Source organism: Janthinobacterium sp. PC23-8 (assembly GCF_002250505.1).
In the GTDB taxonomy this organism is placed as follows: domain Bacteria; phylum Pseudomonadota; class Gammaproteobacteria; order Burkholderiales; family Burkholderiaceae_D; genus Janthinobacterium.
On the sequence record NZ_NJGY01000004.1, the window covers coordinates 520,634 to 547,075 of the forward strand.

Annotated in this window: 25 protein-coding genes, 1 tRNA gene and 2 pseudogenes; 13 read left to right on the top strand and 15 right to left on the bottom strand. The window is 60.2% G+C overall.

From position 1 onward, the window contains the following. Positions 1-181: 181 nt before the first annotated feature. Both CD932_RS25825 and CD932_RS25830 read left to right on the top strand, forming a co-directional pair. On the top strand, positions 182-538 hold the full coding sequence (locus CD932_RS25825; protein ID WP_094445730.1) for an FKBP-type peptidyl-prolyl cis-trans isomerase: 357 nt from the start codon (positions 182-184) through the stop codon (positions 536-538). A gap of 178 nt (positions 539-716) precedes the next feature. After that, a complete protein-coding gene (locus tag CD932_RS25830) occupies positions 717-971 on the top strand; it encodes an acyl-CoA-binding protein (RefSeq protein WP_094445731.1) in 255 nt (84 codons plus the stop codon). Between the two features lie 116 nt (positions 972-1,087). On the opposite strand, the gene proX is transcribed toward CD932_RS25830, so the two are convergent. The 4 genes from proX to CD932_RS25850 form a co-directional block, all read right to left on the bottom strand. Beyond that, on the bottom strand, positions 1,088-2,137 hold the full coding sequence (proX, locus tag CD932_RS25835; protein ID WP_094445732.1) for a glycine betaine/L-proline ABC transporter substrate-binding protein ProX: 1,050 nt from the start codon (positions 2,135-2,137) through the stop codon (positions 1,088-1,090). Between the two features lie 9 nt (positions 2,138-2,146). Beyond that, positions 2,147-3,247 carry a glycine betaine/L-proline ABC transporter permease ProW gene (gene proW, locus CD932_RS25840; protein ID WP_094445733.1) on the bottom strand — a complete coding sequence of 367 codons (1,101 nt, stop codon included), beginning with the start codon at positions 3,245-3,247 and terminating at the stop codon, positions 2,147-2,149. Continuing rightward, entirely contained in the window at positions 3,244-4,479 is a 1,236-nt protein-coding gene (gene proV, locus CD932_RS25845) for a glycine betaine/L-proline ABC transporter ATP-binding protein ProV (RefSeq protein WP_094445734.1), read from the bottom strand. Before proV ends, proW begins: the two co-directional genes overlap by 4 nt. 549 nt (positions 4,480-5,028) lie before the next feature. Beyond that, entirely contained in the window at positions 5,029-5,313 is a 285-nt protein-coding gene (locus tag CD932_RS25850; protein WP_094445879.1) for a polyhydroxyalkanoic acid system family protein, read from the bottom strand. A gap of 151 nt (positions 5,314-5,464) precedes the next feature. Here CD932_RS25850 and CD932_RS25855 point away from each other — a divergent pair, with 151 nt between their 5' ends. The 4 genes from CD932_RS25855 to CD932_RS25870 all read left to right on the top strand — a co-directional run bounded on the left by CD932_RS25855 (position 5,465) and on the right by CD932_RS25870 (position 9,255). Continuing rightward, positions 5,465-6,892 carry a hypothetical protein gene (locus CD932_RS25855; RefSeq protein WP_094445735.1) on the top strand — a complete coding sequence of 476 codons (1,428 nt, stop codon included), beginning with the start codon at positions 5,465-5,467 and terminating at the stop codon, positions 6,890-6,892. A 31-nt stretch (positions 6,893-6,923) separates the two neighbouring features. Continuing rightward, positions 6,924-7,223: a protealysin inhibitor emfourin gene (locus CD932_RS25860; protein ID WP_094445736.1), complete on the top strand. Its 300-nt coding sequence runs from the start codon at positions 6,924-6,926 to the stop codon at positions 7,221-7,223. Between the two features lie 268 nt (positions 7,224-7,491). After that, positions 7,492-7,815 carry a ferredoxin FdxA gene (gene fdxA / locus CD932_RS25865; protein WP_094445737.1) on the top strand — a complete coding sequence of 108 codons (324 nt, stop codon included), beginning with the start codon at positions 7,492-7,494 and terminating at the stop codon, positions 7,813-7,815. 219 nt (positions 7,816-8,034) lie between these two features. Continuing rightward, complete coding sequence (locus CD932_RS25870; RefSeq protein WP_094445738.1) at positions 8,035-9,255, top strand: polyhydroxyalkanoate depolymerase; 1,221 nt, start codon at positions 8,035-8,037, stop codon at positions 9,253-9,255. Between the two features lie 54 nt (positions 9,256-9,309). On the opposite strand, the gene CD932_RS25875 is transcribed toward CD932_RS25870, so the two are convergent. Next, positions 9,310-10,107, bottom strand: coding sequence for an ABC transporter substrate-binding protein (locus CD932_RS25875; protein ID WP_094445739.1), 798 nt, complete (start codon positions 10,105-10,107; stop codon positions 9,310-9,312). 247 nt (positions 10,108-10,354) lie between these two features. Here CD932_RS25875 and rsxB point away from each other — a divergent pair, with 247 nt between their 5' ends. Together rsxB and nth are read left to right on the top strand one after the other, a co-directional pair. Then, positions 10,355-11,077, top strand: a complete 723-nt coding sequence (gene rsxB, locus CD932_RS25880) for an electron transport complex subunit RsxB (RefSeq protein WP_094445880.1) — start codon at positions 10,355-10,357, stop codon at positions 11,075-11,077. After that, positions 11,074-11,721, top strand: a complete 648-nt coding sequence (gene nth, locus CD932_RS25885; RefSeq protein ID WP_094445740.1) for an endonuclease III — start codon at positions 11,074-11,076, stop codon at positions 11,719-11,721. Before rsxB ends, nth begins: the two co-directional genes overlap by 4 nt. A 31-nt stretch (positions 11,722-11,752) precedes the next feature. On the opposite strand, the gene proB is transcribed toward nth, so the two are convergent. The 5 genes from proB to rplU all read right to left on the bottom strand — a co-directional run bounded on the left by proB (position 11,753) and on the right by rplU (position 15,157). Continuing rightward, a complete protein-coding gene (gene proB, locus CD932_RS25890; RefSeq protein WP_094445741.1) occupies positions 11,753-12,871 on the bottom strand; it encodes a glutamate 5-kinase in 1,119 nt (372 codons plus the stop codon). 15 nt (positions 12,872-12,886) lie between these two features. Then, the gene (locus tag CD932_RS25895) at positions 12,887-13,297 is read right to left on the bottom strand and encodes a hypothetical protein (RefSeq protein ID WP_094445742.1); all 411 of its coding nucleotides are present in this window, start codon (positions 13,295-13,297) and stop codon (positions 12,887-12,889) included. A 12-nt stretch (positions 13,298-13,309) separates the two neighbouring features. Further along, a complete protein-coding gene (gene obgE, locus CD932_RS25900) occupies positions 13,310-14,419 on the bottom strand; it encodes a GTPase ObgE (RefSeq protein WP_094445743.1) in 1,110 nt (369 codons plus the stop codon). Positions 14,420-14,532: 113 nt separating this feature from the next. Beyond that, positions 14,533-14,805, bottom strand: coding sequence for a 50S ribosomal protein L27 (rpmA, locus tag CD932_RS25905; RefSeq protein ID WP_094445744.1), 273 nt, complete (start codon positions 14,803-14,805; stop codon positions 14,533-14,535). A 40-nt stretch (positions 14,806-14,845) separates the two neighbouring features. Beyond that, the gene (gene rplU, locus CD932_RS25910; RefSeq protein ID WP_054268134.1) at positions 14,846-15,157 is read right to left on the bottom strand and encodes a 50S ribosomal protein L21; all 312 of its coding nucleotides are present in this window, start codon (positions 15,155-15,157) and stop codon (positions 14,846-14,848) included. A gap of 282 nt (positions 15,158-15,439) precedes the next feature. On the opposite strand from rplU, the gene ispB reads away from it, so the two are divergent. From ispB to CD932_RS25925, 3 genes are all read left to right on the top strand, one after another. Further along, positions 15,440-16,429: an octaprenyl diphosphate synthase gene (gene ispB / locus CD932_RS25915; protein WP_094445745.1), complete on the top strand. Its 990-nt coding sequence runs from the start codon at positions 15,440-15,442 to the stop codon at positions 16,427-16,429. A 154-nt stretch (positions 16,430-16,583) separates the two neighbouring features. Next, positions 16,584-18,689 carry an AsmA family protein gene (locus tag CD932_RS25920; RefSeq protein ID WP_094445746.1) on the top strand — a complete coding sequence of 702 codons (2,106 nt, stop codon included), beginning with the start codon at positions 16,584-16,586 and terminating at the stop codon, positions 18,687-18,689. A gap of 62 nt (positions 18,690-18,751) precedes the next feature. Further along, positions 18,752-18,828: transfer RNA gene (locus CD932_RS25925), tRNA-Pro, on the top strand. 121 nt (positions 18,829-18,949) lie between these two features. Here CD932_RS25925 and CD932_RS25930 read toward each other — a convergent pair. The 5 genes and pseudogenes from CD932_RS25930 to CD932_RS29080 form a co-directional block, all read right to left on the bottom strand. Beyond that, positions 18,950-20,107: a methyl-accepting chemotaxis protein gene (locus CD932_RS25930; protein ID WP_254926768.1), complete on the bottom strand. Its 1,158-nt coding sequence runs from the start codon at positions 20,105-20,107 to the stop codon at positions 18,950-18,952. 262 nt (positions 20,108-20,369) lie between these two features. Further along, the gene (gene tnpB, locus CD932_RS25935) at positions 20,370-20,645 is read right to left on the bottom strand and encodes an IS66 family insertion sequence element accessory protein TnpB (protein ID WP_094445881.1); all 276 of its coding nucleotides are present in this window, start codon (positions 20,643-20,645) and stop codon (positions 20,370-20,372) included. A 169-nt stretch (positions 20,646-20,814) separates the two neighbouring features. Further along, positions 20,815-21,968 (bottom strand): annotated as a pseudogene (locus CD932_RS25940) (IS3 family transposase); the annotation flags it as partial. Positions 21,969-22,122: 154 nt separating this feature from the next. After that, positions 22,123-22,509, bottom strand: coding sequence for a transposase (locus CD932_RS25950; RefSeq protein ID WP_176461144.1), 387 nt, complete (start codon positions 22,507-22,509; stop codon positions 22,123-22,125). A gap of 128 nt (positions 22,510-22,637) precedes the next feature. Beyond that, positions 22,638-24,461, bottom strand: a complete 1,824-nt coding sequence (locus CD932_RS29080; RefSeq protein WP_176461118.1) for a hypothetical protein — start codon at positions 24,459-24,461, stop codon at positions 22,638-22,640. Positions 24,462-24,761: 300 nt separating this feature from the next. On the opposite strand from CD932_RS29080, the pseudogene istA reads away from it, so the two are divergent. Continuing rightward, positions 24,762-25,623 (top strand): annotated as a pseudogene (gene istA, locus CD932_RS25960) (IS21 family transposase); the annotation flags it as partial. A 17-nt stretch (positions 25,624-25,640) separates the two neighbouring features. Then, positions 25,641-26,405: an IS21-like element helper ATPase IstB gene (istB, locus tag CD932_RS25965; protein WP_254926776.1), complete on the top strand. Its 765-nt coding sequence runs from the start codon at positions 25,641-25,643 to the stop codon at positions 26,403-26,405. Positions 26,406-26,442 lie beyond the last annotated feature (37 nt).

Consider the following 26,442-nt stretch of genomic DNA (forward strand, 5'->3'; position numbering starts at 1 on the left):
GCGGCCCTTTATGTACGTCGTCAAACAAATCGGTGCGAGGCGCGATGATAGCAATAATCGACGACACGCTCATGACAAAATGGCGCGCACCACCGTCGAGCAGCACGATAGCGGGGCCCGTGGCGCATTCGCGGCCCATGCTCTACAATCTGTAGCTTTCATCGTCTTCAAAAGGAATCTCATGTCCATCACCACCACCGCCTCCGGCCTGCAATATACCGACACCGTGATCGGCGACGGCGCCGAAGCCAAGGCAGGCGACAATGTTGTCGTGCATTACACGGGCTGGCTGCAAAACGACGACGGCAGCGCCGGTTCGAAATTTGACTCGAGCAAGGACCGCAACGATCCCTTCGAATTCCCGCTCGGCGCAGGCCGCGTCATCCAGGGCTGGGACGAAGGCGTGCAAGGCATGAAAATCGGCGGCAAGCGCCAGCTGATCATTCCTGCGGCACTGGGCTATGGCGCACGCGGCGCCGGCGGCGTGATTCCACCGAACGCCACCCTGATTTTCGATGTCGAACTGCTGGGCGTGTAATTCCCCGCTCAACCGCAGCATGCGCCGCCTCTTCAGGCGGCGTTTTTTTTGAGGCTGCACTCTAATGCAGCGCGCGGTTTTTTTACTATGATGTCTGGCATTGCGGCAAGCAGGGTGGCCACTCCGCCAGGCTTGCCGCATATCCACACCATGATCCATCCAGCATTGAGGAGCACCCATGAACTTGCAAGAGCAATTTGACCAAGCCCAGCTCGATTCCAAGACCCTGTCCGAACGTCCGGACAATATGACCTTGCTGAAGATCTATGCGCTGTTCAAGCAGGCATCGAGCGGCGACGCCACCGGCGAGCGCCCGGGCATGACCGATTTCGTCGGCCGCGCCAAGTTCGACGCCTGGGCCGCGCTGGCCGGCACTTCGCAAGAAGATGCGCAGCAGCAATATATCGACCTGATCGAGGATTTGAAGGACTGATCAGTGCGTTTTGGCAGGAAAACCGGCCAAAACGCCTGAAAAACTCACCAATAACCACCGCAACAGGCGGTTAACGCAAAAGTGGCTACCCAATCGGTAGCCACCTTTTTATGGGTTTAGTTTTTGGCTGCGGCCAGCGCTTGCGCGATCCAGCCGTCAAACGCCTGCTGGTGGACTTTGATCCAGCCTGCCGTGTGGCGCGCGATATCGGCTTGCGTGTTTTCGCCGGAGCGCATGCGCTCGTTTTGCGCATTGATATCGTCTATCGGCAGCCGCATCACTTCAAACAGTTTCAAGGCCGCCGGGTTCTTTTCGGCCCAGGCGCGGTTGACGACGATGCGCGTGGTATTGACGGCAAAACCGTAGTCGCTGCCGTCCATCATGCGGGTATTGCTCTTGTCAGGATTGGACGAGAACGGCACTTTCAGCCACACCACATCCTTGCCCGGCACCAATACGCCGCTGACCCAGTACGGCGTCCACGTGTAGTACAGGATAGGCTCGCCACGCTGGTAGCGGCCGATGGTGTCGGCGATCAGCGCCGAATAGCTGCCCTGCACATGCTGCACGGTTTTGCGCAACTGGTAGGCATCCATATGATTTTCGATCATCGCCTCGCAGCCCCAGCCAGGGTTGCAGCCGGTCAAATCCGCCTTGCCGTCGCCATCATGGTCGAACAGCCTGGCCAGGGCCGGGTCGCGCAGCTGGTCGATATTGGTGATGTTGTACTTCTCGGCCGTCTTTTTATCGATCAGGTAGCCCTGCGCGGCCGGGCCCGCATACTGGCCCACGCGCATCAGCTTGGCGTCGCCGCCGGCATGGTCGTAATAGTCCTTGTGCAACGGGTCCCAGTGCACGGCCAGGAAGGTCGCGTCGCCATTGGCAATGGCGATATGCGCGGTCGGATATTCCACTTCCTTGACCGGCTGCATTTCATAGCCGAGTTTTTCCAGCGCGCGCTCGACCAGCATGGTCTGGAAAGTTTCTTCCGCGATCGAGCTTTGCAGCGCCTGCACCTTGATGCCCTTGCCGGGCAAATCGGCGGCGGGCGTCTGCGCCATGGCCAGGCTGGTGCTCAGGGCCAGGGCGGCAATGCCCAGGAATGACAGCCACTGGAACTTGCGTTGCGATTTTTGTGTCACTTTAAAATGTTCAACTTGATGCATAGAAATCCTTTATTGTGCGGTTGCCAGCGGGGCCGGTGCGGCGTCTTCCTTGCGCGCCGCGCTGGCGCGCACCAGGCGCATGACGAAGCCGGCCGGGCCCGTCTGATACCAGTGACGCACGCCGCGGCGGGGCTGGCCCATCGCTTGCGTCAGGCGGTCGAGGGTAATGGCCAGCAGCACGATGCCCAGGCCGCCGACGGTCGCCAGGCCCATGTCCAGGCGGCCAATGCCGCGCAACACCATCTGGCCCAGGCCACCGACGGCGATCATCGAGGCGATCACCACCATCGACAGCGACAGCATCAGCGACTGGTTGATACCGGCCATGATGTTCGGCATGGCCAGCGGAAACTGCACGCGGGTCAGCAACTGCCACGGCGAGGCGCCATAGGCGCGCGCCGCTTCGATCAGGTCGGGACGCACCTGGCGAATGCCGAGGTTGGTCAGGCGCACCAGCGGCGGCAAGGCGAAGATAATGGTGACGATCACGCCAGGCGCATTGCCGATACCAAACAGCATCACCACCGGCACCAGGTACACAAAGGCCGGCGTGGTCTGCATGGCGTCGAGCAGCGGACGCAGGAGGTTTTGCGCGCGGTCGCTGCTGGCCAGGAAGATCCCCAGCGGCAAACCGATGACCATGCAGAACACCAGCGAGGTCAGCACCAGCGACAAGGTGATCATCGCTTCCGGCCAGATGCCCAGCATCGCCACCACCAGCAGGGATACGACGGTGCCGACGGCCAGCGCGCGGCTGGTCAATTGCCACGCCAGGAGGCCAATGATGGCGATCACCGTCAGCGACGGCGCGGCCAGCAGCACATCGCTGACACCGGTCAGAGTAGCGTCGATCGGCGCACGCACGGCCTGGAAAAACGGCCGAAAATTGGCCACCACCCAGCCCAGGCCCTGGTTGATCCAGGCCTCCAATGGCAGCGAGCCGTCGACGATCTGCGTCAGGTGAAAGCCGCCGGCGGCATGCTCGGGCGCGACGGCCGGCGCGGCGGCGTCGAGCCAGGCGGTATCGGTCGGCGCGGATGGCAGCCAGGGATTGATCTGCGCCGCAGTTTCTGCGACGGGTGCTGCTGCGGTAACGGTAGCTGGATTCATGCTTGTCCTTTCTGTGCTTGTGGTTCGGCAATGGCTGGCGTATCGCGGTCCAGGAACTTCAGCAAGGTGGTCTTGCTGATGGCGCCGCGGAAGCTGCCGTCGTTGGCCACCACAGGGACGGCGTAAGGCAGTTGCGCCACCTGGCCGAACAGGCCGGCGACGGGCTCGTCCGCATCGATGGTCGGCACCTCCGGCAAATACGCATGTGCCAGGCCCAGCGGGCCGACATGGCCGTCGAGCGCATTGCGCAAGGAATCGGCCGACACCACGCCAAGGAATTTCTTCTGCGGGCTGACCACGTAGGCGTAGGCGCGATCCTGCTCTTCCAGCATCGACAGCGCGGCGCGCGAACCGCGGGTGGGCGACTCGGACACCACGATCTGGCTCTTGCGGGCGATATCGCCGGCCTTGAAGACGGCCGCTGCATCAACGCCGCGCACGAAGTTGCGCACATAGTCGTTGGCCGGTTTGCGCAGGATTTCTTCGGGCGTGCCCACTTGCACCACATGGCCATCCTTCATGATGGCGATGCGGTCGCCGATGCGCATCGCTTCATCGAGGTCGTGCGAAATGAAGACGATGGTGCGGCGCTTGATCTGTTGCAGGCGCAGCAGTTCCGATTGCATTTCCGTGCGCATGATCGGATCGAGCGCGGAAAACGCCTCGTCCATCAGCAGGATGGACGGATCGCAGGCCAGCGCACGGGCCAGGCCCACGCGCTGCTGCATGCCGCCCGACAATTCGTCAGGGTAGCTGGCACCATAGCCGTCGAGGCCCACCTGGGACAACGCTGCCAGTGCCAGCGCGTGGCGCCGAGGCTTGGGCATGCCGGCCAGTTCCATGCCGAAGGCGGTGTTGTCGAGCACGGTAATTTGCGGCAGCAGTGCGAACGACTGGAACACCATGCTGATGTCCTTGCGGCGCAGCGCGCGCAGCTCCTTGTCGGGCAGGGTGTTGATGTCGTTGCCGTCAATCATGATGCGGCCGTCGGTCGGCTCGATCAGGCGGTTGAGCATGCGCACCAGAGTCGACTTGCCGGAACCGGACAAGCCCATGATGACGAAAATCTCGCCCGCTTCTATGGTAAAAGTGGCGTCGAACACGCCGATGGTGCAGTCGGTCCGGGCCAGGATGTCCTGCTTGCTGGCGCCCTGGCGTACCAGTGCCAGCGCTTCTTTCGGCTGGTCGCCGAATACCTTGAATACATGGTCGATGATGATTTGTTTTGCCACGTTGTGGTTCTCCCTCGGTTGGACGAATGGATTGAAACCCGGCAGGCATGCAAACCTGCGGCGGGCATCAGCAAACCTTTTTCCGTCGGCCAGGCAGCGGCGCTGACAAGCGCGCGGAAGCGACAGGAAAAAGGGGGGTGACACGCGTGTTGCCGGCAAGGCTAGCCTGCGCCGGGGTGTCGTCCGCGCGCTAAAAGAGGCTGGGGTTCAGGACTTTTAACGACGCGCGGTACCATGCAAATACATGGAACCAAATGTATTTGACCGAAAAACAAGGGTCAAAATGCTTGCTGGGTGCGGGCGCAAGGCCCTGAGATGATTTTCCACTGTGTCGGTGAAAAATACCTGCGGAGCAGAGGTGTTGCAAAGGTGCTGCGGGGCGTAGCTGTTGTAAATATGCGTCAAGTATAGCGCAAAAAGACACCAAAGTCCAATAGCTTTCCAAATTGAAATATGCTAGCAATGTTCGCCAGCACACATAAGGCGGTGGCATCCGGTGCGCAACGGGCGGCCAGACCAGGCTGGCCGCCCGTTGCGCGCCGTGCTGAATCAGGCCGCTTCGGCAAACACCTTGCGCATCTTGTCGGCGATCTTGCCTTCGATCATTGGGGCGAACGCGCTCAGCATGAAACCGAGCTTCAGGTTGAGCTGGGCCTGGTCTTTTTCCAGGGTCAGCGCGCCATCGACGCCGCTGCGCTCGAAGCGCAGCACATCGCCATCCCAGGCGCACGACAGATCGTATTCCTGGGCCAGCTTGTCGGCCACCTGCTGCGCCGCCGCGCGGGCTTTTTCCGCTGTCAGCTTATGTTGCTGAACTATATTTATATCCGCCATCAAACCTTCCTTTTCATCAAAACGGGCAATACCAGGGCCGTCATGATAGCAGCCGGCGATTTCCCGCACATCGTTTGCGCGCCATCAATCCCCTCATGGCCACGCGGGCCGACTATTCCAGTTCCAGTCGTCCCTGTCGTGGAGAGCCATCATGGACCAGAAAGTCATCGTGCCGGTCGAAGCCGTGCTGACCAAATGCGTGTCGCTGCCGGTCGGCTATGTACCGACGCCGTCGGCGCCCTACCGCCAGCATCGCAAGCAAGCACAACTGACACTGCAGCCGGGGCCACCGCGCTTGAGCGAGTCGACCGTGCGCAACACCGCCGCGCTGCCGGTCGGCGCGCGCGTGCTGGTCTGGAAGCAGGACCCGTCGGTCAGCGAACTGGGCACGCGCAAGGCCTTCCTGCCGGGTCTGATCCTCGAAGGCCCAAGCGACGCGCGCATCACCTTTGGCGAACCCGGCATCGCCCAGGTCAGCCCGAACGCCTTTGGCGACTTTATCGTCTCGCCCAACACCGACCAGTTCGACGCCGTGCATACCTTTGCCATCGTGCGCATGACCCTGACCATGTTCCAGCGCGCGCTGGCACTGGGCGGCACGGCCGCGCCGTTGCCCTGGCAATGGAACAGCGCCAGCAATACCGATCCGCTGCGCGTGTTCCCGCACGGCTTGCCGAACGTCATGAACGCCTATTACAGCCGCCGCGAACGGGCGCTGAAATTCGGCGACTTCGTCCCCAGCGGCGCCACCGAACGCGTCTACACCTGCCGCTCGCTCGATATCGTGTCGCATGAAACCGGACACGCCGTGCTCGATGGCCTGAAACCGAATTGGCTGCTCAACAGCAACCCGCCGCAAACCGGCGGCCTGCATGAGTCGTTCGGCGACCTGACCGCCATCTTCCTGGCCCTGTCGCAGCTGGACCAGGTCGAAGCGGTGATCACGCAAACCAAGGCCAACCTGCACGACAAAACCTTTTTGGCCGACCTGGCCGAACAATTCGGCCTGGCGCTGGGCCGGCCCAATGGCCTGCGCAACGCCGACAACGACATCAAGCTGTCGCAGGCAGGTACCGAGGTGCACGCCATCTCGCAAGTGTTTACCGGCGCCATTTACGACATCCTGGCCGACATCTTCGACCATGAACGCCGGCCGCAGCTGAAAGACGACGCGGCCGTGCTGCTGGCCTGCGGCGACTACCTGTGCGGCCTGGTGCTGCGCGCCCTGCTGGCCGCGCCCGCCCGTGCGGCCACCTACGCCAACGTGGCCAACCTCATGTTGTCGCTGGCCAAGTCCGATGGCAAGGATGCCTACCTGGACTTCATCCGCAACAGCTTTACCGTGCGCGAAGTGCTGGGCGCGCAACGTGGCGATGGCGGCGATGGCGACGATGGCGCAGGCAACGGCATGCCCGGGTTTGCGCCGGCCACCGTCGACGAAGACGGCGCCGCGCAGGACCGCCACGCCTGCTGCGGTACCATGAACAACGCCCAGTACAGCGCGGCCGACCAGGCCTTCGATGCGGAACGCGAAGCGCTGGCCGCCTGGTGCCGCGACTACGGCCCACGCCACGACTGATCGGCCATTCACCCCAACCACAGGACACCCCATGAAAATTTCCGCCACCAGCAGCGGCGGCTTTGCCGGCCTGCGCGAACATTACGAGATCGATACGCGGACCCATCCCGCCGGCCAGGCACTGGAGGCGGCGCTGGCCGGCTGCGACTTTTTCACGGCGCCGCCGGCCGCCGACCTGGCCGACAGCGAACCGCTGGGCGCAGATATCGCGCAATGGCGCATCACCGTCGAGGCGCCCGACAGCCAGCATACCGTCACCTTTGCCGACGATGGCAGCGCGCAGACGGCACGCTGGCAGCAGCTGGTGGCGAAAATCCGCGCCAACGCCTGATTTCCCTGAAAAGATTGAGCTGAATAAAGCGACAGCGCCCTGCCTGTGGTTTTTTCGCCCGTTGCGGCGGCACCATTGACGCAGGAGCGCCCGGCCCTCTCCCCGTGCGGCCCGGCGCCGTCCCGAAATGAATTTGCTTATACATATTGTATATAAGCGGGATTTGTGAGAAATAGCGAATTGCCTTAAAATACGGTGCTTTGCTTTAGTACGCGCCGTTGAAGTTCCTGCAGGCGCTACAGCACCTCCCCCATTTGATAGGACTGTTATGACCCACGTTGTCACCGAATCCTGCGTCGCCTGTCGTTACACCGATTGCGTCGATGTCTGCCCGGTAGATTGTTTCCGGGAAGGCCCGAATTTCCTGGCGATCGATCCGGACGAATGTATTGACTGCGCAGTGTGCGTGGCGGAATGCCCGGTGAACGCGATTTTCGCGGAAGAAGACGTGCCGGGCGACCAGCAAGCCTTTATCAAGATTAACGTCGACCTGGCCCGTAACTGGCCTTCGATCACCAAGACCAAGGCGGCCTTGCCGGACGCCGAGGCGATGAAGGACGTCAAGGACAAGCTGCACCTGCTGGTCAAGTAAGCGCAGCCGGCAAGCCCTTGGAAAAGCAGCGGAAACGCTGCTTTTTTATATTAAAGACATGATTTCCGAATTGCCATGCAAGTGTGGCGCGATAGGGCACAGAAGCTGCAAAGTGTGGCCCTATGCGCGTTAAAGAACATTTTGCCCTCAACAAATGGCTTAGAATTGGATTATGATATTTGAGCCGCATTGGCGCTTGGAATTAAACAAGGACTCTATATGCTTTACCAACTGCACGAACTGCAACGCTCTTTCCTCACTCCGGTGATGCAATGGGCAGACATGTCCTCCAAGTTATTTACCAACCCGGTTTCACCACTGGCCCATACCCCGTTTTCGCAACGCATCGCAGCCGGTTACGAGCTGATGTACCGCCTTGGCAAAGACTACGAAAAACCCCAGTTCGACATCAAATCCGTGCTCGTCAAAGGCGAGAGCGTTGACATCCGCGAACACGTGGTCGTGACAAAATCATTTTGTCGCCTGATCCACTTCAAAAAAGAAACACCTGGTTTGCAACAGCCCAAAGTGCTGCTGGTTGCCCCCCTGTCCGGTCACCACTCGACCCTGCTGCGCGACACCGTGCGCGGCCTGCTGGCCGAGCATGATGTCTACATCACCGACTGGACCGACGCGCGCATGGTACCTTTGAGCGAAGGCCCGTTCCACCTCGACGACTACATTTACTATGTGCAGGAATTCATCCGCCTGCTGGCACCCGACCTGCATGTGATCTCGGTCTGTCAACCGACCGTGCCGGTGCTGGCCGCCATTTCGCTGATGGCGACGGCCAACGATCCGCACATGCCGAAAACCATGACCATGATGGGCGGTCCCATCGATCCGCGTCGCTCGCCGACGCAAGTGAACAACCTGGCGACGGAAAAGAAATTCTCGTGGTTTGAGAACACCGTGATCTACGCGGTGCCGCCGAACTACCCGGGCTTTGGCCGCAAGGTCTATCCCGGCTTCCTGCAACACGCCGGCTTTATCGCCATGAACCCGGGCCGCCACGCGCAAAGCCACCGCGAGTTCTACATGCACCTGGTGACGGGCGACGACGAGCCGGCGGAAGGCCATCGCCAGTTCTACAACGAGTACAACGCGGTGCTGGACATGCCGGCCGAGTACTACCTGGAAACGATCAAGACCGTGTTCCAGGAATTCAGCTTGCCGACCGGCACCTGGAAAGTGGGTGGCCAGCTGGTGCGTCCGCAAGATATCACCAATGTAGCGCTGTTTACCGTCGAAGGCGAACTGGACGATATTTCCGGCGCCGGCCAGACCCAGGCTGCGCATGACCTGTGCAGCAGCATCCCGGCCGAGATGCAAGAGGACTTCGTGGCGCCGAAATGCGGTCACTACGGCATCTTCTCGGGCCGCCGCTGGCGCGAGATCATTTGCCCGAAAATTGGCGAATTCATCCAGAAGCATTCCTGATCAGCTACGCTGCCTGGACAACGGCGCGCCCGCATCACGCGGCGCGCCGTTTTTTCATGGCGCCAGCGGCAGGCCAGCCGGTATCTGTTCCAGGCGTTTCCAGTAGTCACGCTCGAGCCGGGCCAGGTCGACCTCGCGCGCGGCCTCGTTGAAGCGTTTTTGCAGCAGCGCGCCGTCCGCGTCGCGCTTGAAGCACACATGCACGGGGCGCTCCCTGAAGGCAGTATCGACAAAGCCGATGCGCTCACGCTCGGCCTTGCTGAACTCCGGCCCCATCACCAGGTGTTGCAGCACATGGCGCTCGATAACGATCACGCGATAACGCCGGATCAGCAGTTTCTTGAGATTGGTCGCGTCATTCAGGCCTTCTTCGGTGTGCAGCTCGCCGCGCGCCACCATGGCGTCGAACTGCTCGCCATTCGCATAGCCAGCCACCGTGCCGATGCGCAACTTGCCCAGTTCCTGCAAGCTGGCGCCAGGCGAGCCATCTTCCTTCAGATAAGCCAGCACGCCATGGGTATTGCCGATCGGAACAGAAAAATGGCAGAGCTTTTCCCGCTCCGGCGTGCGCCACACGGCCATGAAACCCGCATAGCGCGGACTGCCGAGACCCAGCTGCATGGTGCGCTTCCAGGGGAAGTACTCATATTTGACCAGATAACCCATGCGCTCGAACACGGCGCTGACCATGGCGGCCGACATGCCCTCGGCCGGCAGCCTGGGCGAAACAAAAGGCGGCCAGTCATCGGTGGCAAAGCGCACAATGCGCGTGGCCGGCACCACCTGCGCCTGGACGGCTGGCACGATGCAGCAAGTGAGCAAGGACAAAGCAACTGTCCGGAGGAAAGGCATATGCTGCTCCTGTCGCCTGGCGTATCCACGGGAAAGTCATAGCACGCGGAAATGTGGTCGAATTCCAGCAATAAAACTTCATCTTTATCCTCCCATAGAACCGCCATTTTTTAAAGTTGTTTATTGAAAGTCATTAATTCCTGTTGGAAATACAATACACGATCAACCGCAGTGTCCCCTGCGCCAGGCAGGTTTTTCACTTGTGCGCGGGCCAGATGGCCGATAATACTGTTTTACTGTATTGAAGATCACCGTGCCGCACCCAGCTCCCCCCTCCCTTGCCGACCAGATCGAAGACTTGCTGCCGCAAACGCAGTGCACCAAGTGCGGCTACCACGGCTGCCGCCCGTATGCGCAAGCGATTGCCGAAGGCAGCGCCGACATCAACCAGTGTCCACCCGGCGGCGTGCAAGGCATCGCGCGGCTGGCGCACTTGCTGGGCAAGCAAGTCATTCCGCTCAACCCCGTGCATGGCCTCGAGCGCCCCCGCTCCGTCGCCTATATCGATGAATCGCTGTGCATCGGCTGTACCCTGTGCATCCAGGCCTGCCCGGTCGACGCCATCGCCGGCGCGGCCAAGCAGATGCACACGGTGGTCACCAGCCTGTGCACCGGCTGCGACCTGTGCGTGGCGCCTTGCCCGGTCGACTGCATCGTCATGTATCCGGTCAGCGGCGAGGCCACCGGCTGGGACGCCTGGAGCCAGCTTGATGCCGATGACGCGCGCGCGCGCCATGATTTCCGCGCCGAGCGGCTGCGCCGCGAAGCCGAGGAAAACGATGCGCGCCTGGCCGCCAAGGCCGTCTCCAAGATGCAGGAACTCAAGCAGGAAGTGCCGGCCAGCGAGGCCGAAGCGGCCGAAAAAGAACGCAAGCGCGCCATTATCGCCGCAGCCATGGAGCGGGCACGCGCCAAGGCGGCCGCCGCCAGCGCGCAACCCGCCGCCGACACCCCGGAAAACGACGCATGAACGCCGCCAAACGCCTGGAAATCTTCAAGCGCTTTCGCGCCGCCAATCCTGCGCCGAAGACCGAACTCGAGTACACCACGCCGTTCGAACTGCTGATCGCCGTGCTGCTGTCGGCGCAGGCGACTGATGTGTCGGTGAACAAGGCCACGCGCGTACTGTATCCGGTCGCCAATACGCCGGCCGCGATACTCGCGCTGGGTGTCGATGAACTGAGCCATTACATCCGCACCATCGGCCTGTTCCGCACCAAGGCCAAAAACGTCATCGCCACCTGCCAGATCCTGCTGGAGCAGCATGGCGGCGAAGTGCCACGCGACTGCGCCTCGCTCGAAGCGCTGCCCGGCGTGGGCCGCAAGACGGCCAATGTGGTGATGAATACGGCGTTTGGGGAAGCAACGATGGCGGTCGACACACATATTTTCCGCGTCTCGAACCGCACCGGCCTTGCACCGGGCAAAAATGTCGAGATCGTCGAGCAAAAATTGCTCAGATTCGTGCCCAGGGAATTCCTGCACGATGCCCACCATTGGCTGATACTGCATGGGCGCTACACCTGCATCGCGCGCAAGCCGCAATGCTGGAACTGCATGATTGCCGACCTGTGCGACTACAAGGAAAAAACCGTGACACCGGCGCTGACCTGAAAAAAGCGGCCCATCGGGGCCGCCTTGCGCATTACAGCAACACCAGATTGTCGCGGTGAATCAGCTCATGGCCTTCGATAAAGCCGAGGATGGTTTCGATCTCGCTCGACCGTTTGCGCATGATGCGGCGCGCTTCGCCGCTGGTGTAGTTCGACAGGCCGCGCGCCACCGCCACCCCGGCGCCATCGAGGCAGGTGATCACGGCGCCGCGGCCAAATTCGCCCTGCACGGCCACCACGCCGATCGGCAGCAGCGATTTGCCTTCCAGTGTCAGCTTTTGCACGGCGCCCGCGTCGAGCACCACCGCGCCGGCCGTCTGCAGATGATCGCTCATCCACTGCTTGCGCGCCGTCAATTGACCGGTCTGGGCGCGCAATTCGGTGCCGATCGCCTCGCCTTGCGCCAGACGGCTCAGCACGTCGCTGTCGCGGCCCCAGGCGATGATGGTGTGGGCGCCCGACTTGGCGGCGCGCTTGGCGGCCAGGATCTTGGTCAGCATGCCGCCACGGCCCAGGCTGCTACCGGCGCCGCCGGCCATCGCTTCGAGGGCCGGGTCGCCGGCCACGCCGTGCGTGATCAGGCGGGCGTTCGGGTCCTTGCGCGGGTCGGCAGAGAACAGGCCGTGCTGGTCGGTCAAAATCACCAGCGCGTCCGCTTCGATCAGGTTGGCCACCAGCGCGCCCAGGGTGTCGTTGTCGCCGAACTTGATTTCATCGGTGACCACCGTGTCGTTTTCATTGATGATCGGCACCACGCCCAGGCGCAGCAGGGTCGTCAGGGTGGAGCGGGCGTTCAGGTAACGTTCGCGGTCGGCCAGGTCGGCGTGCGTCAGCAGCACTTGCGCCGTGCCCAGGCCGTGCGCGCGAAAGCTGCTTTCGTAGATTTGCGCCAGACCCATCTGGCCGACGGCGGCGCAGGCCTGCAACTCGTGGATATCGGTGGGGCGGCGCTCGAAACCGAGGCGCAGCATGCCTTCGGCGATGGCGCCGGAGCTGACCAGCACCACTTCCTTGCCCACGGCACGCAGGCCGGCGATCTGCGCGGCCCAGCGCGCGATGGCGGCATGGTCGAGGCCGCGGCCGTCGTTGGTCACCAGCGAGGAACCGACTTTGATGATGATGCGGGTAGCTTTTTGAATCACGGAATCCATGGAGGCTCTTATCGGTCAGCGCGCAGGACGCAGCAGCAGCAAGGCCAGCCCCGCCGTCAGCTCCATCGCACACATGTACAACACCAAACCCTGGGGCAAGCCGAAGCTGATGGCCGCGAACAGACGGCCGGCGGGCTGCGCCAGGACCAACATTGCAGTGATATCGCTGAAGACGGGCGTTTCGCCCCGCCGTGCCGCGAACAGCGCCAGGAGCGCGATAGCGCCCCAGAGGCCGACATGCGTGGCGTAGAACTGGCTGTAGCCGTTCACACCATTGAGAAAGATGCCCATGCCGGACGCCATCTCATCGGCGAACAGCAGGCAGGCAAAAGCGCCCAGCCCGTAGGCGGCGGTAATCAACTGCAATACACGGTGCTGCCACGCCAGCTTGCGCGCGGACGTGACAGCAGCCGCCAGTACCGGCATCAGGATAAAACCTTAGTCCAGGATCTTGAAGCGCGGATCGTCCGGATCGATCGACGAGATGCCGCGTGCTTCTTCGGTCATCTGCGTTTCTTCGGCACGGCTTTCGCTGTGTTTCTTCTCTTCCAGGTGCTGGTAGATGGCGTTGACCAGTTCCGGGCAACCCTGGTGGTTCAGCGCGGAGATCTCGAACACGGGACCTTTCCAGCCGAAACGCTTGAGGAAGTCCTTGACCAGCTTTTTACGGTCGTCTTCCGGCACCATATCGAGCTTGTTCAACACCAGCCAGCGCGGCTTGTCGACCAGCGACTCGTCGTATTTTTTCAGTTCCTTGACCAGCGCCTTGGCTTCCTTGACGGGGTCGACGTTGGTTTCAAACGGCGCCAGGTCGACGATGTGCAGCAGCAGGCCGGTGCGCTGCAAATGGCGCAGGAATTGATGGCCCAGGCCCGCGCCTTCGGAAGCGCCTTCGATCAAGCCGGGAATATCGGCGATCACAAAGCTCTTCTCGTGCGACACGCGCACCACGCCCAGGTTCGGGTGCAGGGTGGTAAATGGATAATCGGCAATTTTCGGGCGCGCGTTCGAGACGGCCGAAATGAAGGTCGACTTGCCGGCGTTCGGCATGCCCAGCAGGCCGACGTCGGCCAGCACTTTCAGTTCCAGGCGCAGTTCGCGGCGTTCGCCTTCCTTGCCCTCGCCTTTCTGGCGCGGGGCGCGGTTGGTCGAGGACTTGAAGTGGATATTGCCCCAGCCGCCTTCGCCGCCCTTGGCCAGCATTTCGATCTGGCCGTGTTCGGTCAGATCGGCCAGGATTTCACCGCTGGCATGGTCGACGATCAGGGTGCCGACCGGCATGCGCAGGTGGATATCATCAGCGCCCTTGCCATAGCAATCGGCGCCGCGGCCAGGTTCGCCATTGCGAGCCTTGTGCATTTTGGAAAAACGGAAATCGACGAGCGTATTGATATTGCGGTCGGCGACTGCCCAGATGGTGCCGCCCTTTCCGCCATCGCCGCCATCGGGACCGCCAAAAGGTCGGAATTTTTCACGGCAGAAAGAGGCACAGCCGTTGCCGCCATCGCCCGCGATGACTTCGATTTTTGCTTCGTCGATAAACTTCATAATTTTGCCGCCATAAAACTAAAAAGGCTCTACCTTGGGCAGAGCCTTTCGATTGAAGGCTTGCGCCTTACATCATGCGTGTTGCAGCGGAGCACATTGGCTCCGGTCTGGAATTACGCTGGTACTGCTTCGTTTGCTACAACGGTGACGAACTGCTTCGAGCCGGCACCTTTGACAACGAACTTCACTTTGCCAGCGATCAGCGCGAACAAGGTGTGATCCTTGCCCATGCCTACGCCTTCACCAGCGCGCACCGGGGTGCCGCGCTGACGAATGATGATGCCGCCGGCATTGATGGTTTGACCGCCGTAGACTTTGACGCCCAGACGTTTTGATTCTGAATCACGGCCATTTCGCGTTGTGCCGCCGCCTTTTTTGTGTGCCATTTAAGACTCCTTGATAGCTGATTAATTCAAACAGCGGCGATTAGCCGTTGATCGAAACGATTTGGATTTCGGTAAAATTCTGGCGATGGCCCTGATGCTTCTGGTAGTGCTTACGACGACGCATCTTGAAAATTTTGACCTTATCATGGCGACCATGCGCCACAACCGTAACCAGTACCGTTGCACCTTCGACCAATGGCGCACCAAATTTAATGGTGTCGCCCGCGCCTACTGCGAGAACTTGATCGATGGTGAGTTCGGAACCAATGTCTGCCGGTATCTGTTCTACTTTAAGTTTTTCGCCAGCGACAACTTTATATTGTTTGCCACCGGTTTTTATGACCGCGTACATGATTTGAAACCTCATCAAATGTTGAAAGAATTTGTCCCACTGCCATGAAAAGCAAGCCGTGCACAACAGGGAGAACCAGCGATTATACACGGACTGAGAAAACGCGTCAAAAACTATGCACAAAGCTTGGCGGTCGTGGTATGTCGACAACCCGCACACGCTGCCAGGCCGGCGCTCCGATGGCCGGACAGTCAATCATTGCTCTGTAACCATGCTCAAACGGCACGCGGGCGCAAGCCATGTCGTATAATCGGCGCACCCACAATCTATTGCAGGTTCGCCTTGTCTGACGCTCACAAACACGTTAACCAAAACACCATCGTGGAAACGATTGCCGCCGATATGAGCGCAGTCAACACGGTGATCCGCCAAAAATTGCATTCCGATGTCATTCTGATCAACCAGATTGCCGAATACATCATCAGCGCAGGCGGCAAACGCATCCGCCCGGTGTTGATCTTGCTGGTGGCCAATGCCCATGCCTATCGCGGCACGGCGCACCATGAACTGGCGGCCGTGGTCGAATTCATCCATACCGCCACCCTGCTGCATGATGACGTGGTTGATGAATCCTCGATGCGCCGTGGCCGCCAGACGGCCAATGCCCTGTTCGGCAACGCCGCCTCGGTGCTGGTGGGCGACTTCCTGCACTCGCGCTCGTTCCAGCTGATGGTGGCGCTGGACAATATGCGCGTGATGCAGATCCTGTCGGACGCCACCAACGTGATTGCCGAAGGCGAAGTCCTGCAGTTGCTCAACATGCATGACCCGGACGTCACGCAAGAGAGCTACCTGACCGTGATCCGCTCGAAAACGGCCAAGCTGTTCGAAGCGTCGGCGCAACTGGGCGCCCTGATCGCCGGCGCCAGCGAAGCCGATATCGAGGCGGCGGCCGAATATGGCCGCTCGCTGGGCACCGCCTTCCAGCTGATTGACGACGTGCTCGACTATGCCGGCGACGCCACCGAAATCGGCAAGAACGTCGGCGACGACCTGCGTGAAGGCAAACCGACCCTGCCGCTGATCTACCTGATGGAAAACGGCACGCCGGAACAGCGCGAACTGGTGCGCAGCTGCATCGAGCAAGGCGACGAGCAGCATTTCGACGCCATCCTGGCAGCCATCACCAGCAGCGGCGCGCTCGACTATACGCGCCAGCAGGCGGAAATCGCCGCCCGGCGCGCGGCCGACGCCATCGCCGGCTGGCCCGACAGCGTCTATAAACAGTCGATGCTGGAACTGTGCTCGTTTGCCGTGGCCCGCAACCACTGATCGCGGTGACAGCATGATGAATGGAAACGGCGCCGATGGCGCCGTTTTTCATGCCACGTTGGCTGGTGCCCGGTCGATTAAGTATGCTACCGAACCGACTTGCATGCACATTTTCCCTACATTGATTTAAATATCATGAGGATCGGGATCTGTTATGGCGCGTGCAAAACCTTTGAAAATCGTCGGCTGGACACTGGCCAGCCTGTTGGCGCTGATTGTACTGGTCATTATCTTTATCATGACCTTCGACTGGAACCGCGCCCGTCCCTATATCAACCGCAAGGTGTCGGAAAGCACGGGCCGCGAATTCGTCATCGGCGGCGACCTGCAAGTGACATTTCACCAGGGCTTGACAACGCAAGCCGGCTGGCGACGCTACGTGCCGCGCCCGACGATCACCGCCAACGATGTGCGGATCAGCAATCCCGACTGGGCCACGGCCGGCAAACAGATGGCCAGCGCGCAGCGCATCGTGGTCTCGACGCATCTGCTGCCCCTGCTTCGCCACCGCCTGGTGCTCACCGACCTGGCGCTCGATGCCCCGCAAATCGCCCTGCAGCGCCGCGCCGACGGCAGCAACAGCTGGACCCTGAGAAACAATGGCCCATCGCAATGGGACGTGGACATCGAGCGCATGGCTTTTGCGGCCGGCACCATCCGCTACCTGGACCAGGCCATCGATCTCGACATGCACGCCAAGGTCAGCTCGACCGCGCCGGACGCCACGCCGAACGATGGCGGCAATGACGCCAAAGCGGGCAACACGGTAGAAAAATACGGCATCGCCTTTACCCTGGGCGGCAGCTACCGCAAGGCGCCCGTCACCGGCGGCGGCAAGGCCGGCGCCGTACAGTCGCTGACGGACGACCATACTGTCTACCCGATCCAGGCCCATGCCGTGCTGGGCAAGAACAAGGCCAGCATCGACGGCACCCTGACCGATCCGCGCAGCCTGTCCGGCATCGATTTCCAGCTGAGCCTGGCAGGCGCCAGCATGGCCGACCTGTATCCGCTGACGGGCGTGCTGCTGCCGGAAACACCGCAGTACGCGACCAGGGGCCGCCTGCTGGGCAAGAAGGAAGGCGGCACCTGGAACTGGACCTATGAAAAATTCAAGGGCAAGGTGGGCGAGAGCGACCTGGCCGGCACCTTGCAGTACCTGCCGCGCAAGCCGCGCGCCCTGCTGCGTGGCGAACTGAGCTCGCAGCAACTGCGCCTGGAAGACCTGGGACCGACCATCGGTGCCGAAAGCAATGCCAGCAAAACATCGCGCGGCAAGGCAGCCAACCAGCCGGCCGGCAAAGCCTTGCCAGTGGAACAGTTCAACACGGCCAAATGGGATGCCCTGGATGCCGACGTGAAATTTACTGGCAAGAAACTGGTGCGCACCCACGATATTCCGCTCAATGATATTGTTGCCGAAATTCACATGAAAGACAAGGTACTGAGCCTGACGCCATTGAACTTCGGCCTGGCCGGCGGCGACATCACCGCCAACATCACGCTCGACGGCCGCCAGAAAACCATCGCCGCGCAAACCAAGGTGGCGGCGCGCCATCTCAAGATACGCGAGCTGTTCCCGAAACTGCAATCGATGCAGGCCAGCTTCGGCGAAGTTTATGCCGACGCGGCCCTGACCGGCCACGGCAATTCCGTGTCGTCCATGCTGGCCAGCGCCAACGGCGAACTGGCGGCCACCGTCAGCGAAGGCACGGTCAGCCAGTTCATCCTGGAACTGGCCGGCCTGAACCTGGCCAACGCCGTGTTCGTGAAAGTGTTCGGCGACAAGCAGGTCCAACTGAACTGCCTGGCCAGCGACTTCGCCGTCAACCACGGCGTGGCCAATGTGCGCCGCTTCGTGCTCGACACCGACAACGCCGTCGTCAACGTGACGGGCAACGTCAGCCTGGCCCGCGAAACGCTGGACCTCGACATCCGCCCGAAAACCAAGGGCGCCCGTGTCTTCTCGCTGCGCACTCCGCTGTATGCGCAAGGCACCTTCAAGGAGCCGAAGATCGGCCCGCAAAAAGGCCCGCTGGCCCTGAAAGCGGGCGCCGCCGTGGCCCTGGCCACCATCGTCGCCCCCGTCGCCGCCATCCTGCCGCTGATTAACATCGACCGCGCCCCCGACACCGACTGCGGCGCCGTGATGGCGCAAGCGAAGGCCGTGCGCAAATCGGCAAAGTCGCCAACCACCAATGCCCCGGCGAAAAAAGTGACGGAAGCGGAAATCCGGAAAGCCCAGCAAGCGAAAAAATAAACCAGCTTGACGCCAGCACTTGCAAGCCACCGCGCCATCTGCTGTAATTCAAGAGCAGTCGGCGGGGTGTGGCTCAGCCTGGTAGAGCGCTGCGTTCGGGACGCAGAAGTCGTCAGTTCAAATCTGGCCACCCCGACCAGATTTCCCTTTTCAATCAAGGTTTTCCAGACCCGCCAAGCGGATTTCAGCTGCTTGCGACCACACTCAATAGCTTAATTTGACCAACTTGCAAACGCAGGCTGCAAGCCGGGCAACTTAGATCAACTTGCTATCACCAGATCGGAAACCTTGAACGCCGACACTGTGTGTTCAAGCCGGCCAGCCTGCTCTTCCAACAACTGCGCCGTCGCCGCAACCTGTTCAACCAGCGCCGCGTTTTGTTGCGTGGTCTGATCCATCTGGGTAATCGCGGCACCGATCTTTTCAATATCGTGACGCTGTTCGACCGAACTCGCACTCATGGCGCCGACGATCTCGGACACGGCGCTGATCGATTGCTGCACCTGATTGACCATGGTCCTGACTTCCTGCGTTTGGCGCAAGCCGTCCTGCACCATTCCCGCCGAAGCATCGATCAGCGCCTTGATCTCTTTCGCCGCAGTGGACGAGTGCTGCGCAAGATTGCGCACTTCGCTGGCGACCACCGCAAAGCCGCGCCCCTGCGCACCGGCGCGCGCCGCTTCCACTGAAGCATTGAGTGCCAGAATATTGGTCTGAAAAGCGATGCCGTCGATCAGAACGGTAATTTCGGAAATCTGCTTTGAGCTTTGAGCCAACCGCGCGATGGTGTCGCTCATGGTTTGCATCGCCTTGCTGCCCGACAGTGCTTGCGTGGCGGCTGCGTCGGCAAGCGTGTTGGCCCGGAGGGCATCATCGCTGTTGCGGCGTATCGTTACTGTGAGGCCGTGCATGCTTTGTGCGGTCCGCTCCAGCGACGCCGCCTGCTGCTCGGTGCGGATAGACAAATCCACGTTGCCGGCCGCGATATCGCGTGTCGCCATTGCCACCGAGCCGGTGGCGTGAACCACGCTAACCACCACGTCTTCGACGCGTTGAAGGAAGCCGTCGAAGGCACGCGCCGAAGTGCCAAATTCATCCTTGCGCGGGCTGGCCGTGCGCTTGGAAAAATCGAGGAAGGAAGCCATCTCGCCGAACTTCGCAGTTTGCCGGTGCAGGCCGCCGCACACCACCGTGATCAAGTGGCGCGCCGCGATCAGCGCGACGATGACGCCGGCGATCATCAAAGCGGCGGCGCTCCAGATTAACAGCGTCGCCAGTCGCTGCGCATGTTCGACCACGGCGTCGCTCTGCAGCGAGATCGCACGCAATGGCTCGATGTCTTGCTGCAGTATGAGCGCGACGGCGATGGCGCCGACGCCAAGGCCCGACAGAATGACGACAGACAGGAAAAACGCCAACGTTACCTTGAACTGTATCGAGCGAAAGTAGTGGGATTTCATGTGATCTTCGTCCGTAAGATGTGTTCGCGCCTGCCCGGACTTCACGCCATGCAAGCAACAACGAAGGGGTGTCGCGCACAATGCGCGCAGCGTTTTCCAGCGATGATCTTAGCGTGGCGTCGGATAAAAAAATATCCGGCGCTTGCGGATGCGCCGGGGTGCTTTATCCATTTACTGCATAAAGCGGCGTCAAGAACAGAAAAAGTACATCTACTGCACCCTATGCATCAGTCCGTGTCCGAATGGCGGACCTGACCCCGGCGCCTCCTTTGCCGCTGGTGGCCTGCGGCCACACGAAGCGCCCGTGTTCGAGCCGCTTGGACAGCAGGCACAGGCCGTCGCCGGTAGACCATAGCAGTTTGATGACGTTGCCGCGTCGACCGCGAAACACAAACACGTGCCCGCTGAACGGGTCATCGGAAAGCGCCGACTTAAAGTGGACCCATCCGTCAAGACAGTTTTTGCCTGAATTTAAGCTATGGTCTTGATCCTGCATGCAGCAGATCAGCGCTGCCCTGTCTTGCTTAATTTTACCCACCCGTGAGCATGGGAGTCATCTCGGTCGGCTCCCGGCAGGGCGGGGTTTGGGGCGGAGCCCCATGCTCCCCAGCACTGCTTGCATCGTGCCCTGGTTTTGTCTCAGGTGATTCCAGCGCAGGCACGCTGCCGTATTTATCGAGGATCAAGGCACCACCGCCTTCGCCACTTTTGTACACTACATCCGGCGTCTGATAGTTCAACGCCTGGTGCGGCCGCTCGCCATTGTAAAAGGCGAAGTACCGCGTCAATCCTGCATGCAGGTCGCCCATCGTGGCGTAGCCGTTCAAGTACACGTCCTCGTACTTGACGTTGCGCCACAGGCGCTCCACGAAGATGTTGTCCAATGCACGGCCCCGCCCGTCCATGCTGATGTCAACTCCTGCACGCTTCAGGACCCCTGTGAAGGCCACGCTCGTGAACTGACTGCCCTGGTCGGTGTTGAAGATCTCAGGCTTGCCGTGATCGATCAATGCCTCCACCAGACAGTCCACGCAAAATGACGCGTCCATGCTGTTGCTGATGCGCCAGGTCAGCACGCGCCGCGAGTACCAGTCGATGATCGCGACCAGGTACGCAAAGCCGCGTGCCAGCCTGATATACGTGATGTCTGTACTCCAGACATGGTTTGGCCGCACGATGGCCACGCCACGCAGTAGATACGGATACACCTTGTGCCCTGGATGTTGAACTGCCGTGCCCGGCCCCGGCGCCATCCCCGCCAGCCCGAGCATGCGCATCAATCGCTGCACATGCTTGCGGTTAACCATCCAACCTTGCCGCGTCAGAATCACCACCATCCGCCGGCTCCCGTAGAACGGATGCCGCGTGAATTCTTCATCGATCAGCGCACACAAGGTCAGCTCATCGTCATCAGGACGCGCCGCCTCCCGTGGCCGGTACACGGTCGCCCTCGAGACACCCGCCAACTCGCATTGTCGCGACAGCGATATCTCGCCGGCGACGATCCATTCCAACCGCACCGCGCCGCTTACAGGCCTGACTTTTTTTTAAGCCAATCTAACTCCATCTTAAGGCGACCAATTTCGCCGTACAGCCGGTCTTCGTCCTCGTGTGCCGCCTCCACTTTCGGTCCCCGCTTACCTTCGAACAGGGTCCCAGCTCGGGCAAGGATCTCCTTCTTCCACTGGCTGACCATCACAGGATGGACACCGTGATGCTGCGCGATCTCGTTCACCGTTTTGATACCACGCACGGCCTCAAGACCGACCTTTCCCTTGAACTCCGCGCTGTGCACTTTCCGCTTCTTTATCTCCGCCATTCGCCGCCATCCTCCTGTGAGGACCATAGCTTAAACTGCTGTCTCAAATCGTGGGTCCACTATAACTCGACCTTGGCGGCGAGTCCGTTGAAACCGGCCCGCATATCCGTGAACCCGGCCGAGATCCAGATGCGTGTGCCCGCCGGCAGGCCCATCATGCGCGCAAACTCGCGATGACCAGGCGCAGCGTGTCGGCATCGACCGTTCCCTCGATCCGTACTACCGCGCCGCCCAACTCGATGGCGATACTGCCGCGCTGGCATGGCGGCGCCGGTGCCGGTAGCACCGCCGGCGGCTCTTCCTGCTCCGTCACGAGGACCACCGGCAACAAGGCGCTCTCTTCGGTGTCAAAGCCAGCGAACAGTCCGGCCAGGTACTCGCGCCGCCACTTGAACACCATGTTGGCATTGAGTTGATGCTGCAGCGCCAACTGAGATACCGATATGCTTGGTGTGCATGCCTCAAGCGCCACTTTCAGTTTGAAGCTGCGCGGATAGTTTAGTCGCCCGCTGCGACTGCCCCGTTTTAACACTGTGTCCATTTTGGTTCCCATCAAAAAATAGTGGGAACCACTTTGGACTATAGAGTGAACGACGTACAGACGGTGCAGGCACCTCGCTTACACTCCATCTGAAATTACAGTCGCATTACATTGTGAAGCGACTGTGCTCATTTCCCTTCGCAACTTTGAGTGCTGCTACAAATGATTTTAAAGTTACAAGGAGTAACCGAGCAGAAATCAGGGCCTGTAGTGTAGCCAGGCTTAAAACTGCCATCTTCATTCGTGCATCCAGCGTAAACACGTCTCCCCACTGCATAAACTGTATGTAATTTATTGGTACATGTTGTTGGTGTTGGTGTTGGTGTTGGTGTTGGTGTTGGTGTTGGTGTTGGTGTTGGTGTTGGTGTTGGTGTTGGTGTTGGTGTTGGTGTCGGTGTCGGTGTGACGCATACGCCGTTTTGCAGCACTTGCGATGACGTGCAAGTTGGTGTTGGTGTGACGCACACGCCGTTTTGTAGCACTTTCGGTGACGTGCAGGTAGGCGGTGGCGTTACACATACGCCGTTTTGCAGCACTTGTGGCAATGTACAGGTTGGTGCTGGCGTTACGCATACGCCGTTTTGCAGCACTTGCGATGATGTGCAAGTTGGTGTTGGTGTGACGCACACGCCGTTTTGTAGCACTTTTGGTGATGTGCAGGTAGGCGGTGGCGTTACACATACGCCGTTTTGCAGCACTTGTGGCAATGTACAGGTTGGTGCTGGCGTTACGCATACGCCGTTTTGCAGCACTTGCGATGATGTGCAAGTTGGTGTTGGTGTGACGCACACGCCGTTTTGCAGCACTTTCGGTGATGTGCAGGTAGGCGGTGGCGTTACACATACGCCGTTTTGCAGCACTTGCGATGATGTGCAAGTTGGTGTTGGTGTGACGCACACGCCGTTTTGCAGCACCTTTGGATAAGTACAGATTGGTGTTTCAACAGGCGCTGGTGCAGTCGGCGCTTGTCGTTCAGTATAGGTTGTGGTTCGGAGATCACTTGTGTATTGGTTCGTTGTTGAAACGGATGGTTCCGACTCAGTAATGACCAAAGCACTTCGCCTATCTGCATAGTCTATCGCCATTGAGCCGATCACATAACCTGCAGCAACTACTGTAACTACAGGCAATGAGGCTACAATTGCTGTGGTAACTGCTGCACCACCAGCAGCAATGGCTCCCCCCTCGCCTGCAGCAATAAGTGTCGATAAGGCACCGCCACTTACTGCCACCACGCCGTTCCATCCAATGGTCCTGAAATTGTCCCAATGGATGCCAAGGATAGTTCTTCTGCTAACGAGATCCACTTCTTGGGCGTTGGCCTCTGACATCAGGCTAAATCCACGTATACGTTTGATAGCCATCCCTGCCAATGTCATTAATGCGCCTGATGGCTGAGTAACCACCGAAGTAACGTCCTTTACCCCAATAAGGTTGTTGTAACCCGAAAAACTCTCGGTGAGCATCCATCCCTGCAGCCATTTATCAGCATTGGTATAAAGCACCGCACCGACGGAAAATCGGCCATTCATGTCATACGTTCGATATTCGATACGTTCAACCCCCACATAGTTGACAGTTGTTCGGTGGCCTTTATCCATCGACATAATTTCTTGGAGGCCACCGGTATCCGTAAAGGTCACGCGGGTGCGGTCATTCGTTGGACCTGTGTACATTACCCATTTCCCCTTGCCTATTTCACCCTGGTGGGTATAGCGAACAGAATTTCCTTTGTAGGTTCCTGTAAAAAATAATGTTCCATCCGTTTGGCTGGTTGCAGTCAGATTCTGAATCGAAGCTTTTGATGCAGTAACTGGCAAGGGAACCGCAGGCGCTCCAGATGTACTGCTGCCCGAACTAGGAACGCCATCACTGCTACCGCCACCGCAGGCTACCAATGCGCATGCGACGGTTGCACATAAAATGTAACGAAGACGACTTAGTGCGATCAATTAGAAACTCCAGAATGGTTAAGGTGTTTATTAGGAAGACAAAGCTAAATTAAAAGCTTCTGTGAAAAATATTTTTTGGCAAAAATCTCATTCACTTGCATGTGCCAGAAACCCGGACAATTTATCCTACTTGGTTTTTTAATTTTTAACATCCCATAAATGGGGGATATGAATTGATAGCAAATGCTTGGATCTATGCCGTTACTGTGAAAGGTAGAGACTTCGGGCGCGCAGCTTCCCTTCCCGCATGAAGCGAGTTCAAGGAAATTGCCGCTAGGCACTCCCCCTCGTTGTGACGGCCCGGCGAGCGTACTGCACCGTGAGATCGCCGAGCGTGGTTACCTGGGAGGGTTGAGCCAATTGCGCGCCTTCATGCGCTCACTGCGCCCGACGTTGCCGGTTGAGCCGGAGGTGCGCTTCGAGACGGCGATGGGCGAGCAGTTGCAGGTGGATTGGGTCGAGTTCCGCAAAGGCAGCGCGCCGCTGCACGCGCTCTGCGCCACGATGGGCTACAGCCGCGCCAGCTACGTCGAGTTCGTCAGTGACATGAAGGTGGCCACGCTGATCGCCTGTCACGAGCGGGCCTTCGCCGCGTTCGGCGGCGTGCCACGTAAGGTTCTGTACGACAACATGAAGACGGTGGTGATCGAGCGCGACGTGTACGGCGAAGGGCTGCATCGCTACCACGCTGGATTCCTCGACTTCGCCAAGCACAGCGGCTTTCGGATCGCCGTACCGTGCCCAGACCAAGGGCAAGGTCGAGCGCTTCAACGGCTACCTGCGCCGGTCGTTTTACGTGCCGCTGGCGAGCCGCCTTGGCCAGGATGGTTTGCAGCTCGATGTCGTCACCGCCAACGCCGAAGTAGCGCGCTGGCTGCGCGAGGTGGCGAACGACCGTGTGCACGGCACGACGCAGGAGAAGCCGGCCGCCAGGATGACGCTGGAAGCGCCACACTTGCAAGCGCTAGCGGCGCCATGGCGCGGCGATATCGCCGCTGCCAGACCGCAGGGGGAAGCGACGGAAGCGACAGAGCCGGAGCAGGCGTCTGCACCGCGCCCGGCCATCGTGGCCGAGCGGATCGCCGAAGCGGCGCCGGCACAGCACCCCCTGGCGGTCTATGAACAACTGCTGATGAACGTCAAGCAAGGAGTGGCGGCATGAACCTGTAACATGAACGGATCGACCAGATGTGCGACACGCTGAAGCTGGCCTTCGTGGCACAAGGCTACGGCGCGGCAGCCCAGCAGGCTGCCAAGGACGAAATCGCCTACAGCGACTTCCTGGAAGCGCTGCTGCGCGAGGAAATGGCGGGGCGGACGGTGCGTAAGCAAAGCATGATGACCCGCCTGGCGGGCTTTCCGGCGATCAAGACGCTGGAGCAGTTCAACTACGACTTCGCCAAGGGCGTGAAGCGCAGCCAGATCGAGGAGCTGGCCGGACTAGGCTTTATCGAGCGCAACGAGAACGTGGTGCTGGTCGGCCCCAGCGGCGTCGGCAAGACGCATCTGGCGATGGCATTGGGCTACAGGGCAGCGCAAGCCGGTATCAAGACGCGCTTCATGACAGCGTCGGACTTGCTGCTGACTTTGAGCACGGCGCACGCGCAAAATAAATTGAAGACGGTCATGCATCGGGCCATCAAAGCATACCGGCTGCTGATCATCGACGAAATCGGCTACCTGCCGATGAACCGCGAGCAGGCCAACCTGTTCTTCCAGGTGATCGCCGCCCTGTACGAAAAAGGCAGCCTGATCGTGACGAGCAACCTGCCATTTGGTCAATGGGATGCTACGTTCGCCCAAGACGCGACGCTGACGGCGGCGCTGCTGGACCGGTTGCTGCATCACGCTCATATCGTGCCCATCGCCGGCGAGAGCTACCGGCTCAAGCACCAGCGGCAGGCCGGAATCGTCCAAGGCATCAGGACCGACAGGACTGCTTGAGAGAGCTATGCGAAAAGTGAAAAGCCAGCGCGTGCTG